The following is a 13,102-nucleotide window of genomic DNA, read 5'->3' on the forward strand; positions in this document are numbered from 1 at the left end:
CTTCGTCAGTCTGCAGACGGCCGGCCGGCCGTCACAGGACGCCTTCGATGCAGATGTACTTCAGCTCGGTGTACTCCTCGATGCCGTGCAGCGAACCCTCGCGGCCGATGCCCGACTGCTTGACCCCGCCGAACGGTGCGCCCTCATACGAGATGAGGCCCGTGTTCACACCGACCACGCCGACCTCGAGAGCTTCGGCGACCCGCGTGATTCGGCCGATGTCGCGGCTGAAGAAGTAGCCGGCAAGCCCGAACTCGGTGTCATTGGCGAGCGCGACCGCTTCGTCCTCGGTCGAGAACTTGAAGACCGGCGCCAAGGGGCCGAACGTCTCCTCCTTGGCGACGACCATGTCGGGCGTCGCGCCGACGAGCAGCGTCGGAGAGAAGAAGGTGCCGCCCAGTTCGCTGATCCCGCCGCCGTTGAGCACCTGCGCACCCTTGGCCATGGCATCCGCGATGTGCGACTCGACCTTCTCGACCGCGGCCTTCGAGATCAGCGGGCCCTGCGTGATGCCGGGCTCGCGGCCATCGCCGACGCGCAGCTTCGCCACCTCTTCCGACAGACGGGCGACGAACTGGTCGTGGATGCCTTCCTGTACGTAGATGCGGTTGGCGCAGACGCACGTCTGACCGGCGTTGCGGAACTTCGAGTCCATCGCGCCCTTGACCGCGTTCTCGAGGTCGGCGTCGTCGAAGACGATGAGCGGCGCGTTGCCGCCGAGCTCGAGAGCGAGGCGCTTGATCGTGCCGGCAGACTGCGCCATGAGAGTGCGGCCGACCTCGGTCGAGCCGGTGAAGCTGATCGTGCGCACGAGGTCGTGGCTGGTGAGCACGCCGCCGATGACCGAGCCGGAGCCGTTGACGACGCTGAGCACGCCGGCGGGGATGCCGGCCTCTTCGGCCAGCGCCACGAGGGCGAAGGCCGACAGCGGCGTCTCGCTGGCCGGCTTGATGATCATGGTGCAGCCGGCGGCGAGCGCGGGCGAGGCCTTGCGCAGGATCATCGCGGCGGGGAAGTTCCACGGAGTGATGGCTGCGGTCACGCCCACGGCGCTGCGCGTGGTGAGCATGCGGCGGTTGGGGTTGTTGGTGGGGATGACCTCGCCGTAGAGGCGCTTGGACTCCTCGGCGAACCATTCGATGAACCCGGCGCCGTACAGCACCTCGGCCTTGGCCTCGGCGAGCGGCTTGCCCTGCTCGGCCGTGAGGATTGCGGCCAGGTCGTCGGCACGCTCGACCACGAGGTCGTACCAGCGGCGCAGCAGCTTCGCGCGCTGCGGAGCCGGCACCTTCGACCAGGTCTTGAACGCCTCATGGGAGGCGAGCACGGCGGCCTCCACGTCTTCGGCGGTGGCAACGGCCACCTGGGCGATCTCGTCGCCCGTCGCCGGGTCGGTGACCGGGCGACGTTCGCCCGTTGACCCGTCTCGCCACTGTCCGCCGTAATAGATCTGAGTGCGCAGGAGGTCGCCCTCGAGGAGCTCGTGACGAGTAGTGGTCATAGGTCGCCCTCAACTTTCTGACGCGGATCCCGAGATCGGGTTTGAACCTACTCCAGCATAGGGGGTAATGTGCGAAGTGCGACCATAAGTGCGTAATGCGAACGAACGAAGGTGTCTGAATGCACGTCGAGGAGTTGGACCGCAACTACCTGTTCCACCCAATGACCAATCTGGCGGCGCACGCTGAGAACGGCCCCCATATGACGATCGTCGAGGGGCACGGCGCCACGGTCACCGACCGAGCGGGCCGCGACTACCTCGACGCGATGGCCGGGCTCTGGTGCGTCAATGTCGGGTACGCGCACCCCGAGATGGCCGAGGCCCTGCGCGAGCAGGCGCTGAAGCTTCCGTACTTCCACGCCTTCTCTTCGATGGGCACCGATCTTCCCGCCCGCCTGTCCGAGCGGCTGATCAACATGGCGCCCGTGCCGATGAGCAAGGTCTTCTACGGCAACTCCGGCTCGGACGCGAACGACACCCAGGCCAAGCTGGTCTGGTACTACAACAACGTCCTCGGACGCCCCATGAAGAAGAAGATCATCGCGCGCCGTCGCGGGTACCACGGCGTCACCGTTCTTTCGGGCGGCCTGACCGGCCTCAAGAACCTGCACGACGGCTTCGACCTGCCGCTGCCGATGATCCGCCACATCCGCCCGCCGCACGGCCTGTGGGAGCGCGAGCCGGGCCAGACCGACGACGAGTTCGCCACGACGCTCGCCATCGAGCTCGACCGCTTCATCGTGAACGAAGGCCCCGAGACCGTCGCCGCGCTGATCGCCGAGCCCGTCATGGCCGCCGGTGGCGTGATCGTGCCGCCCGACACCTACTTCCCGAAGATCCAGGAGGTGCTCGACAAGTACGACGTGCTCCTCATCGCCGACGAGGTCGTCAACGGCTTCGGCCGCCTCGGGGTCTCGTTCGGCAGCGTGTCGACGAACATGAAGCCCGACCTCATGACCGTCGCCAAGGGCATCACCTCGGCGTACGTGCCGCTGTCGGCTGTGCTCGTCAGCGACAAGGTGTGGCAGGTGCTGCTCGACGGCTCGGCCAAGTACGGCAGCTTCGGCCACGGCTACACCTACTCGGCCCACCCGCTGGCCGCCGCCGCCGCGATGACGAACCTCGACATCATCGAGCGCGACGGACTCGTCGACCGCGTCGCCGAGAACGGCAAGCTGTTGCACGAGCTGCTGCACACCGCCTTCGCCGATCACCCGAACGTGGGAGAGATCCGCGGGCGGGGTCTCATGGCCGCCGTCGAGTTCGTCGAGTCGCGCGAGCCGCTGCGGCCGTTCGCCCAGCAGGGCGCCTTCGCCGGAGCCGTGACGCGGGCGGCGCTCGAGAACGGCGTGATCACCCGCGCCCTCCCGGCAGCCGACACGGTGTCGTTCTCGCCTCCGTTCGTGACGACGCCCGACGAGCTCGAGCGCATGGTCGCGGGTGTGCGCGCAGGTCTGGACCACGCCGTCGGCGAGCTGCGGAGCAAGTAGCGTCGTCGTGGTGCGCGTAGGAGTGCTGTTGAACCCGATCGCGGGCTTCGGCGGCATGCTCGCGCTCCACGGCACCGACGCGCTCGACCCTGCACGCTACGGCGAAGCCGTGAGCGCGGGTCACGCCGCGCGCCGGCTGGTGCGGGCGCTCGAGAGATTCACCGCGGTGGGAGGGGAAGCCTCGATCGTCGCTGCCCCCGGAGTCCTGGGCGCCGATGCGCTGGCCGAGGCATCCGTCGCCCACTCGGCGCTCGCCGGACTCGAGCCGGCTTCGCTCACCACACGGGCCGACACGATCGCCGCGGCACGACGCCTGGCCGGCGAGAGCGTGGACGCGATCCTCTTCGCGGGCGGCGATGGGACGGCGACCGACCTCGCCGAGGCTCTGGGCGAGACGGTCCCCGTCGTCGGGGTCCCCTCGGGAGTGAAGATGCACTCCGAGGTCTTCTCGCGCTCGCCCGAAGCGGCCGGTCGACTGCTCGCCGACTTCGCCGCGGGCCGGGCCTCTGTCTCGACCGCCGAGGTGCTCGACGTGGGCGCTGAGGGCGAGACAGGGGTGGTCGGCGCGCTGCGGGTGCCCCGCTCTCGCGAGGCGCTCCAGGGTGCGAAGACCGTTTCGCGGTCGCAGGCCGCAGAGATCGTCGGGCACGCGATCGCCCAGAACCTCGTCCGCGCCGCCGACCAGGCCACGACGTGGATCGTCGGCCCCGGCACAACAACGGGCGCCGTCGGCGAGGCGCTGGGCTTCACCCCCACGCTCCGCGGCGTCGATGTGCGCCACCCCGATGGAACGGTCGAGCTCGACGTGACCGAGGAGCGCCTCCACCAGATCGTCTCGGTCGCGCCTGAACCGCTCCTCGCCCTCGGGGTGGTCGGCGGCCAGGGGTTCCTCCTCGGGCGAGGCAACCAGGAGCTCAGTGCCCGGGTCATCGCGGCGATCGGCGCCGACCGCATCCGCATCCTCGCAACCGAAGACAAGGTCGGGGCGCTGTTCCCGCCCGTGCTGCTGATCGATTCCGACCCCGCGGGCGACGGGGCGCAGCATCCGCTCCTCGGTTACCGGCGGGTCCACACCGGTCCGCGCCAGAGCACAGTACTGAAGGTCGTCGACGCGGCGGCCTGAACGAATCCAACGAGAGAACGAGCGCAGGAGAAGCACATGAGTCAGTCGCACCCGTACATGGCGAACTCTGCGGAGGGCAGCAGGCAGGCGCTGCTCGACGGGATCGGCATCGCGGACGCCGAAGAGCTCTTCGCGCAGATCCCCGCCGATCACCGGGCCGACGACAAGGTGCAGCCGGTTCCAGGCATCAAGTCGGAGTTCGAATTGCGCCGCCTCATCGAGGGGCGCCTGCGCGGCGGGGTGTCGACCGACTCGCACATCTCGTTCCTCGGCGGCGGTTACTGGAAGCACCACATCCCCGCGCTGTGCGACGAGATCACCGCCCGCCCCGAGATCTCCACCTCGGTGTGGGGCACCCCGAGCTCCGACCACGGCCGCAACCAGGCCTGGTTCGAGTTCGCATCCGAGCTGGGCGCGCTGCTCGATCTCGAGTTCGTCGGACTCCCGGTCTACAGCTGGGGCTGCGCCGCCGGCCACGCGCTGCGGATGGCTGCGCGGATGACTCAGCGCTCGGTCGTCGTGCTGCCCGACAACATCGACCGCGAGCGCCGCCTCGTGATCGAGACCTACGCCGGCTACCGCGAGCTCGGCGGGTCGCTCGAGATCCGCGAGGTCGCCATGGACCCCGAGTCGGGCACGGTCTCGCTCCCCGCGCTCCAAGAAGCTCTCGGCGACGACGTCGCCGCGGTCTACCTCGAGACCCCCAACTCGTGGGGCGTGATCGAGCACGACGTCGCCCGCATCATCGAAGCCGCGCATGCCGTCGGCGCCGATGCGATCGTCGGGGTCGACCCGATCTCGCTCGGAGGTCTCGCCTCGCCCGCCGCGTTCGGCGCCGACATCATCGTCGGGTCGATCCAGCCTCTCGGCATCCACCTGAACGCCGGCGGCGGCGTCGGCGGGTTCATCGCCACGCGCGACGAGGAGCGCTACGCCCGTCAGTTCCCGACGCTGCAGGTGAGCATCGCGCCCACCACCCGCGAAGGCGAGCGCGCGTTCGGCATGACGCTGTTCGGTCAGAGCTCGTACGGTGCCCGTGAGCTCGGCAACGACTGGACGGGCAACTCGGTGTACCTGTGGGCTGTGCGCGCCGCGATCTATCTCGCGCTCCTCGGCCCCGCCGGGATGCGCGAACTGTCCGAGACGGTCGCCGCCAACGCGCGGCGCACGGCCGAGCTCATCGCCGCGGTCCCCGGGGTGTCGGTGCGCTACGGCGACCGCATCTTCAAGGAGTTCATCGTCGACTTCTCGGGCACGGGCCGCACGGTCGCCGAGATCAACGCTGCACTGCTGGACCGCGGCATCCTGGGTGGTCACGACCTGACCGGCAGCCACGACGGTCTCGACCAGTGCGCGCTTTACTGCGTCACCGAAGCGATCTCCGAAGACGACGTCCGACAACTGATCTCTGCGCTCGAGGAGGTGGTGCCGGCATGAGCACCGTCAGCAGCAGCATCCGCGACTACCACGCCGCATCGTGGGATGAAGGTGTCATCTACGAGCTCGGAGCACCCGGCCGCCGCGGGGTCGTCCCGCCGCAGTCGTGGGCTCCGCAGTCCGGCGACTCGCTGTTCCCGCAGAGCCTTCGCCGCGAGCGCGACGCCGACCTGCCCGAACTCGCCGAGTACGAGGTGCGCCGCCACTTCACGCACCTGTCGCAGCAGACGATGGGGATGATGGGCATCAGCCTCTTCGGCACGTGCACGATGAAGCACAACCCGACCGTGAACGAGCAGATCACCGCTCGCTCCGAGGTCGCGGCGGTGCACCCGCGCCAGGACCCGTCGACGTACCAGGGACTCCTCGGCATCGTGCACTCGCTCGAAGACGAGCTGCGAAACCTGTCTGGCATGGATGCGTTCAGCTTCCAGCCCGGAGGAGGGGCGGATGCCGCGTACCTCCACGCGGTCGTCACCCGGGCTTATCACGCCTCGCGCGGCGAGCTGGCGCAGCGGACGCACATCGTCACCACCGCTCAGGCGCACCCCTGCAACCCGGCGACCGCCAAGGCTGCGGGCTTCGAGGTCATCACGCTGCCCATCGAAGAGGACGGCTACCCGTCCGTCGAGGCGCTGAAGGCCGCCATCGGCCCGAACACGGCCGCGCTGATGCTCAACAACCCCGACGACATGGGCATCTACAACCCGCACATCAAGGAGTTCATCGACGCGGTGCACGAGGTCGGCGGCCTCGCGTTCTACGACAATGCCAACTTCAACGGCGTGATGACCCGTCTGCGCGCCCGCGACCTCGGCTTCGACGCGTGCATGTACATGCTGCACAAGACCTTCGGGGTGCCCAAGGGCGGCAACGGCCCGTCGGTGGGCGCCTACGGCTGCTCCGACGAGCTCGCCCCGTTCCTCCCCGGCCCGCGGATCGTGAAGAACGGCGACGTGTACGACCTGATCGAGCCCGAGCACAGCGTCGGACGGGTGCGCGAGTTCCTCGGGAACGTGCAGCAGCTGGTCAAGGCCTACTCGTGGACGCGCGCGATGGGAACGGATGGGCTGCGCGAGGCATCCGATCTCTCCCTCCTCGCCAACAACTACATGGAGAAGCACCTGATGGCGCTGAAGGGCGTCACCATGTCGTTCCCCGGCAAGGCGCTGCCCCGCATGGAGATGACGCGGTACTCGCTCGAGGAGTACACCGCCGAGACCGGCCTGTCGACGGTGGATGTGCAGAACCGGATGACCGACTTCGGGATCGACGCGTACTGGCTCGCGCACGAGCCGTGGATCGTGCCCGAGCCCTTCACGCCGGAGGCGGGCGAGATGTGGTCGAAGGAGGACCTCGACGAGTGGATCGCCGTGCTCGCGCACGTCCTCGAGGAAGGCCGCCGCGACCCCGAACTCGTGCGCACCGCTCCGCACAACCAGGTCGTGGCGCAGATCGACGGGTCGGGTCTCGACAACCCCGACACGTGGGCTGTGACGTGGGCCGCGTACCGACGCAAGCACGGCAACGGATGACCCGGTCATGACCGACCTCGCGCTGCTTCTGGACGAGCTGGCGATCAAGAACCTGTCGCACCGGTACGCGATCGCCCTCGACCGCGACGACCGGGAGGAGTGGGCCTCGCTGTTCTCGGACGACATCGCGTTCGAGAGCGGCAGCACGGTGCGAGGCCTCGAGGACGTGCTCCGGATCCCGCGCGAGCAGCTTGCGCGCTACCAGAAGACCCTTCACTCGGTGACGACGCAGAAGATCTCCCTCGCCGGCGATACGGCGACGGGGGAGGTCTACTGCGTCGCGCACCACATCTACGAGGACTTCCATCAGAACAGGCGGCTGCCGTTCGACCTGAGCCACAACTTCCTCATCCGCTACGAGGACGACTACTCCCGCATCGACGGGCGCTGGGTGTTCACCCGCCGTCGGGTGGTCACCGAGGCGCGGTTCGTGAATCAGATCATCCCCGCGGAGGGCTGAACGGCTGCATTGCGCCAGAGTCGTCCTGGCATGATCGGGCGATCCACCGACCTCATCGCTGGGGGATGACCGCGAGACCCTGGCCGACGCCGAAGCAGATCGCGGCGACCGCGATGGCCCCGTCCCGGCGCGCTCACCGGCGACGAGCACGGCAGACGCCCCGTCATTGAGAAGGAGTTCTCGCCGTGACCAGGAGGGAGCCGTCCGACGCGGACAGCGCCTTCGGTGCGGGCAACGTCGCCGTCGCCTCTCGGGCGATCGCGCTCGCGGCGTCCTCGAATATGCGCACCTGTGTGATGAGCTGCCGGGCCTCATCCGCGAGGCGCCGGCCTTCGTCGGTGGCGCGGATGCCTCGGCCGGCGGGTTCGAAGAGCCTCACACCGAGCCGCCGCTGCAGCCTTCCGAGCTGCCGGGACACCGCCGCGGTGCTGTAGCCGCGGTGGCGGGCGGCGGCCACGACCGAACCGCAGTCGACGACCGCGACGAAGCTGCGCAGCGTGTGAAGGTCGTCGATCATGACGCGGGTGTCACCGTGACATTCGATCCCGCGCGCTCTCAGAGCGAGAAGGCCGCGCGAACCGCGGCATTGCGAACCTCGCCCCCGCGCACATTGAGGCCCAGCGCGAGCGCAGCGTCGGCGTCGGCCGCCGCATCCCAGCCCTTGTCGGCGACGGCGGTCACGTAGGGGAGGGTGGCGTTCACCAGTGCACGGGTCGAGGTGTGCGGTGCGGCGCCGGGCATGTTGGCCACGCAGTAGTAGAGCGAATCGTGCACCGGGAAGGTGGGCTCGTCGTGGGTGGTCGGGCGCGAGCCTTCGAAGCATCCGCCCTGATCGATCGCGATGTCGACGAGCACCGAGCCCTTCTTCATCCCGGCGACCATGTCGTCGGTGACCAGCTTGGGCGCGGCGGCGCCGGGGATGAGCACCGAGCCGATGACGAGGTCGGCCTCGGCGAGCTGCTCGGCGATCTCGTAGCGGGTCGAGTAGCGCGTCTGGATCGCACCCTGATAGCGCGCCTCGAGCGAGCGCAGCTTCGGAAGCGAGATGTCGATGACGGTGACATCAGCGCCGAGACCGAGGGCGTTCGCCGTGGCGTGCTCACCCGCGACGCCGCCGCCGATCACGACGACCTTGGCCTTGGGAGCGCCGGGGACCCCGCCCAGCAGCATCCCGCGGCCCCCGGCGGGGCTCAGGAGGGCGTTCGCGCCGGCCGCTATCGACAGCCGCCCCGCGACCTCACTCATCGGGGCGAGCAGCGGTAGAGCACGGTCGGGCGTCTGCACGGTCTCGTAGGCGATCGCGGTCGTGCCGGAGTCGACGAGAGCGTCGGTGAGCGGGCGGTCGGCGGCGAGGTGCAGGAACGTGAAGAGGGTGAGGTCGTCGCGCAGGTAGCCGTACTCGGCGGCGATCGGCTCTTTCACCTTGACGACCATCTCGGCAGAGCCCCACGCCTCCGCGGCGCTGTCGACGAGGCGGGCGCCGGCGATCCGGTATGCGTCGTCCGAGAACGCGCTGCCGACGCCCGCCCCACTCTGCACGGAGACGGTGTGGCCGCGCCGTACCAGCGCGTCCACGGCCGCAGGCGTCATCGCGACCCGGCGCTCGTTGTTCTTGATCTCTGTCGGCACACCGATGTGCATCTTCGCTCCTCCACTCAGCTGACGGTCCAGGGGCCGTCGAGACGGTATGAGGTTCGCAAAAGGTTCCGCAAAATGCATTCAAGATCGAACAATCGATGCCTTGCACGCCGAATTATCAGCGCATCCGGTGCACAATGTTCGCCATTTCGTCGATCTGAGAGAGAATCTTCGCCATGACTGAGCCTCTGGATGCCGTGGACGAACGCATCCTCGCCCTGCTGGGCGCCGACGCACGCATGACCAACGCCGCCCTCGCCGCCCAGTTGGGCGTCGCCCCGTCCACCGCGCACTCCCGAATGCGCTCTCTGGTCGACCGCGGCGTCGTCACCGGTTTCCACGCCGCTGCTGATCAGACTGCTCTGGGTCGCGGCCTGCAGGCGGTCATCGGGGTGACCCTGCGTCCCGGCGCCAGGCACGAGAGCATTCGGGCTTTCACTCACCACGCCCGGCGGCTGCCGGAGGTGCTTCAGGTCTTCTTCGTCGGCGGGTCGGACGACTTCCTCGTGCACATCGCAGTGGCCGACTCGTCCGCCGTACGCAGATTCGTGGTCGAGCGCATGTCGGCTCACGCCAGTGTGGCCTCCACCCGCACGAGCATCATCTTCGAGTACCACCGCAACGGCCTGGCAGCCGACTTCGACTGACTCCGCGCTCGCGGTGTTCCTGGGGTAGGCTGGTCGCATACCGAACACGTGTACGTAAAACGAACACATGGGAGCTATTGTGATCGACAAGACCGTGACGGATGCTGCGGCCGCCGTCGCAGGCATCCCCGACGGCGCGACCGTCATGATCGGCGGCTTCGGTCGCGCCGGTCAGCCCGTCGAGCTGATCGACGCGCTGATCGACGGCGGTGCGACCGGTCTCACGATCGTGAACAACAACGCCGGCAACGGCGACACCGGACTCGCCGCTCTCCTCGCGAAGAAGCGCGTGCGGAAGATCGTCTGCTCGTTCCCGCGCCAGCACGACTCGTGGGTCTTCGACGAGCTGTACCGTGCGGGAGAGATCGAGCTCGAGCTCGTCCCGCAGGGGAACCTGGCCGAGCGCATCCGCGCCGCCGGTGCGGGGATCGGAGCGTTCTTCTCGCCGACGGGAGTGGGGACGACCCTCGCGGACGGCAAGGAGGAGCGCACCATCGACGGGCGCAGGTACGTGCTCGAATACCCGATCCGCGCCGACTACGCACTCATCTCCGCGTGGAAGGGCGACCGCTGGGGCAACCTCGTCTACCGCGAGACCGCACGCAACTTCGGACCGATCATGGCCACAGCGGCCGCGACCACCGTCGTGCAGGTGGACGAGATCGTCCCACTGGGCGCACTCGACCCGGAGGCCGTGGTCACGCCCGGGATCTTCGTCGACCGCGTCGTCGCCGTCGGCGAGCGGCCGTGGCTGCACGCCGGCGCGTTCGTCGGGGGCGTGGACATCGAAGGCAGACCCGCGCCGTTCGAAGCATCCGGAACCGCGGAGGTCGAGCAGTGAGCACGCGTCTCTCGCGCGATCACCTCGCGCGCCGCATCGCCGCCGACATCCCCGAGGGTGCATATGTCAATCTCGGCATCGGGGCGCCCACGCTCGTCGCCAACTACCTCCCCCACGACCTCGAGATCATCCTCCACACCGAGAACGGACTGCTCGGCATGGGTGAGGCTCCGCAGCCGGGCCGAATCGATCCCGACCTCATCAACGCCGGAAAGCAGCCCGTCACCGCGCTGGCGGGAGCGGCGTACTTCCACCACGCCGACTCGTTCGCGATGATGCGCGGCGGGCACCTCGGCGTGTGTGTGCTCGGCGCGTTCCAGGTCTCGCAGACCGGCGATCTCGCCAACTGGTCCACGGGCGCACCCGGCGCGATCCCCGCCGTCGGCGGAGCGATGGATCTCGCCATCGGCGCAAAGCGGGTCTACGTCATGACGGACCTGCTCACCAAGACGGGCGAGTCCAAGCTCGTCGACGCCTGCACCTACCCGCTTACCGGAGTCGGCTGCGTCAACCGCGTCTACACCGACCACGCCGTGTTCGACATCGAGGCCGGCCGTTTCGCGGTGCGCGAGGCCTTCGGCGACAACACGGTGCCCTCGCTGGCCGAGCTGATCGGCCTCGAACTGATCGATCGAACGGATGCCGCGGCATCCGTCCCGGGAGACTGACATGCCCGCCACCCTTGTCTACGACGCCGTCCGGACGCCCTTCGGACGGGCTGGCGGCGCGCTCGCGGGCACGCGGCCCGACGACCTCGCCGCTCTCGTCATGCGGGCCGTCGTCGACCGTACGGGCCTGGATCCGGCGCGCATCGACGATGTGATCTTCGGCGACGCGAATCAGGCGGGGGAAGACAACCGGAATGTCGCACGTTTCGGTGCCCTCCTTGCGGGCTTCCCCACGTCGGTGTCGGGGGTGACGGTGAACCGGCTCTGCGGATCCTCGGTGGAGGCGGTCATCCAGGGGTCACGGGCGATCGAGGCCGGTGATGTCTCGGTCGTGCTCGCCGGGGGCGTCGAGTCGATGAGCCGTGCCCCGTTCGTCGTCGAGAAGTCGCCGAAGCCGTGGCCGGCCGTGGGCAATCAGACTCTGTGGAACACGGCGATCGGCTGGCGGATGACGAACCCCGCCCTGCCGGGCGAGTGGACCATCTCGAACGGTCAGTCGGCCGAGAAGCTCGCAGGCATCTACGGGATCTCCCGCGACGCGCAGGACGCCTTCGCGCTGCGCAGCCACCGCCTCGCCGCCCAGGCATGGACCGCGGGCGCCTACGATGACGAGATCGTTCAGGTGCCCGGTGCCGAGCTCGCCCGTGACGAGGGGATCCGCGACGACACGACGCTCGAGAAGCTCGGCGGGCTGAAGGCGCTCTTCGCCGCCGACGGCACGGTCACCGCAGGCAACTCGTCACCGATCAATGACGGCGCTTCGGCAGTCCTGCTCGGCGCGGAGGGCATCCTCGATTCGGAGCCGCTCGCCCGGATCACGGGCCGAGGCGTCTTCGGCAACGACCCCGACGTCTTCGGGATCGCGCCCGTCGAGGCGGCGAACCTGGCGCTCGCGCGTGCTGGCCGCACATGGGCCGACGTCGATCTCGTCGAACTCAACGAAGCCTTCGCGTCCCAATCCCTCGGGTGCCTGGCCGGATGGCCAGACCTCGATCCCGACCGGGTCAACATCCACGGCGGGGCGATCGCCATCGGCCACCCGCTCGGAGCGTCGGGAGGACGGATCATCGGGCACGCCGCGCACGAGCTCAAGCGGCGCGGCGGGGGTGTCGCGGTCGCCGCCCTGTGCATCGGCGTCGGCCAGGGACTGGCGGTCGTGCTCGAACGATGAGCGGTGCGGGCGTGAGCCGGCGCGTGCGGCCGGTGGGCCGTCGTCGGCGTCAGCGCGTACCGCCTGACGTGGTTCGCCACGCGTCCACATCCCACCGTCACCGCCATGTCGAAGCCCCGCGAACCCTTTGGGATCGCGGGCTCTCTTCATGCTCGGCGGTCCGTCTCAGCGTGGCGATCGCCCGCGCGCCCTGCTACTCGTAGCGGAGCGACTCCACCGGATCGGCGCGTGCGGCCCGTGCCGCCGGAAGGGTGCCGGCGAGGAAGGCGATCGCCATGACGACGACGATGATGCCGGTGATGGCGACAGGGTCGAAAGCGATGAGGGTGAGGCCCGGCAGGTCTGCCAGGAGCGTTGTGGAGAGCGACGAGCTCAGCGCGCTGCCCGCGATGATGGCGACTGCCACTCCGATCGCGCTGCCGAGGAATCCGATGAACGCGGCTTCGAGGCTGAACAGGCTGAAGACCCGCCCGTTGCCCATCCCCATCGCCTTCATACCGCCGAGGTGCTCCGCCAGGTCGACGCCGCCACCGGGCAGCCGCTGGTGGACGTCATCCTCGACCAGGCCGGCGCGAAGGGCACCGGCGCGTG

13 protein-coding genes are annotated in these 13,102 nt (G+C 69.0%); 9 read left to right on the forward strand and 4 right to left on the reverse strand.

The window, feature by feature from the left end:
• Nucleotides 1-31 precede the first annotated feature (31 nt).
• Nucleotides 32-1,501, reverse strand: coding sequence for an NAD-dependent succinate-semialdehyde dehydrogenase (locus tag H9622_RS06760; protein ID WP_191765442.1), 1,470 nt, complete (start codon nucleotides 1,499-1,501; stop codon nucleotides 32-34).
• Between the two features lie 119 nt (nucleotides 1,502-1,620).
• Here H9622_RS06760 and H9622_RS06765 point away from each other — a divergent pair, with 119 nt between their 5' ends.
• From H9622_RS06765 to H9622_RS06785, 5 genes are read left to right on the forward strand one after another with little or no spacing between them, the layout of a single operon-like run.
• Nucleotides 1,621-2,991, forward strand: a complete 1,371-nt coding sequence (locus H9622_RS06765) for an aminotransferase (protein ID WP_191765444.1) — start codon at nucleotides 1,621-1,623, stop codon at nucleotides 2,989-2,991.
• Between the two features lie 28 nt (nucleotides 2,992-3,019).
• Entirely contained in the window at nucleotides 3,020-4,114 is a 1,095-nt protein-coding gene (locus H9622_RS06770; RefSeq protein ID WP_191765446.1) for an ATP-NAD kinase family protein, read from the forward strand.
• Between the two features lie 36 nt (nucleotides 4,115-4,150).
• On the forward strand, nucleotides 4,151-5,551 hold the full coding sequence (gene gcvPA, locus H9622_RS06775) for an aminomethyl-transferring glycine dehydrogenase subunit GcvPA (RefSeq protein WP_191765448.1): 1,401 nt from the start codon (nucleotides 4,151-4,153) through the stop codon (nucleotides 5,549-5,551).
• Nucleotides 5,548-7,086: an aminomethyl-transferring glycine dehydrogenase subunit GcvPB gene (gcvPB, locus tag H9622_RS06780; RefSeq protein WP_191765450.1), complete on the forward strand. Its 1,539-nt coding sequence runs from the start codon at nucleotides 5,548-5,550 to the stop codon at nucleotides 7,084-7,086. Before gcvPA ends, gcvPB begins: the two co-directional genes overlap by 4 nt.
• A gap of 7 nt (nucleotides 7,087-7,093) precedes the next feature.
• Nucleotides 7,094-7,546, forward strand: coding sequence for a nuclear transport factor 2 family protein (locus tag H9622_RS06785; protein WP_191765451.1), 453 nt, complete (start codon nucleotides 7,094-7,096; stop codon nucleotides 7,544-7,546).
• Nucleotides 7,547-7,709: 163 nt separating this feature from the next.
• Here the strand turns inward: H9622_RS06785 and H9622_RS06790 are convergent, their stop codons facing one another.
• On the reverse strand, nucleotides 7,710-8,063 hold the full coding sequence (locus H9622_RS06790) for a LysR family transcriptional regulator (protein ID WP_191765453.1): 354 nt from the start codon (nucleotides 8,061-8,063) through the stop codon (nucleotides 7,710-7,712).
• A 38-nt stretch (nucleotides 8,064-8,101) separates the two neighbouring features.
• On the reverse strand, nucleotides 8,102-9,187 hold the full coding sequence (gene ald, locus H9622_RS06795; RefSeq protein ID WP_191765455.1) for an alanine dehydrogenase: 1,086 nt from the start codon (nucleotides 9,185-9,187) through the stop codon (nucleotides 8,102-8,104).
• Between the two features lie 173 nt (nucleotides 9,188-9,360).
• Between ald and H9622_RS06800 the strand changes: the two genes are divergently transcribed.
• From H9622_RS06800 to H9622_RS06815, 4 genes are all read left to right on the forward strand, one after another.
• The gene (locus H9622_RS06800) at nucleotides 9,361-9,831 is read left to right on the forward strand and encodes an Lrp/AsnC family transcriptional regulator (protein ID WP_191765457.1); all 471 of its coding nucleotides are present in this window, start codon (nucleotides 9,361-9,363) and stop codon (nucleotides 9,829-9,831) included.
• A 67-nt stretch (nucleotides 9,832-9,898) separates the two neighbouring features.
• Nucleotides 9,899-10,672, forward strand: coding sequence for a 3-oxoacid CoA-transferase subunit A (locus tag H9622_RS06805; RefSeq protein WP_191765459.1), 774 nt, complete (start codon nucleotides 9,899-9,901; stop codon nucleotides 10,670-10,672).
• On the forward strand, nucleotides 10,669-11,340 hold the full coding sequence (locus tag H9622_RS06810) for a 3-oxoacid CoA-transferase subunit B (RefSeq protein ID WP_191765461.1): 672 nt from the start codon (nucleotides 10,669-10,671) through the stop codon (nucleotides 11,338-11,340). The genes H9622_RS06805 and H9622_RS06810 overlap by 4 nt, the downstream gene beginning before the upstream one ends.
• Nucleotide 11,341: 1 nt before the next feature.
• Entirely contained in the window at nucleotides 11,342-12,511 is a 1,170-nt protein-coding gene (locus tag H9622_RS06815) for a thiolase family protein (protein ID WP_191765463.1), read from the forward strand.
• Between the two features lie 193 nt (nucleotides 12,512-12,704).
• Here the strand turns inward: H9622_RS06815 and H9622_RS15800 are convergent, their stop codons facing one another.
• The gene (locus H9622_RS15800; protein WP_225221815.1) at nucleotides 12,705-13,007 is read right to left on the reverse strand and encodes an FtsX-like permease family protein; all 303 of its coding nucleotides are present in this window, start codon (nucleotides 13,005-13,007) and stop codon (nucleotides 12,705-12,707) included.
• Nucleotides 13,008-13,102: the final 95 nt, after the last annotated feature.

Source organism: Microbacterium gallinarum (genome assembly GCF_014837165.1).
GTDB classification, from domain to species: domain Bacteria; phylum Actinomycetota; class Actinomycetes; order Actinomycetales; family Microbacteriaceae; genus Microbacterium; species Microbacterium gallinarum.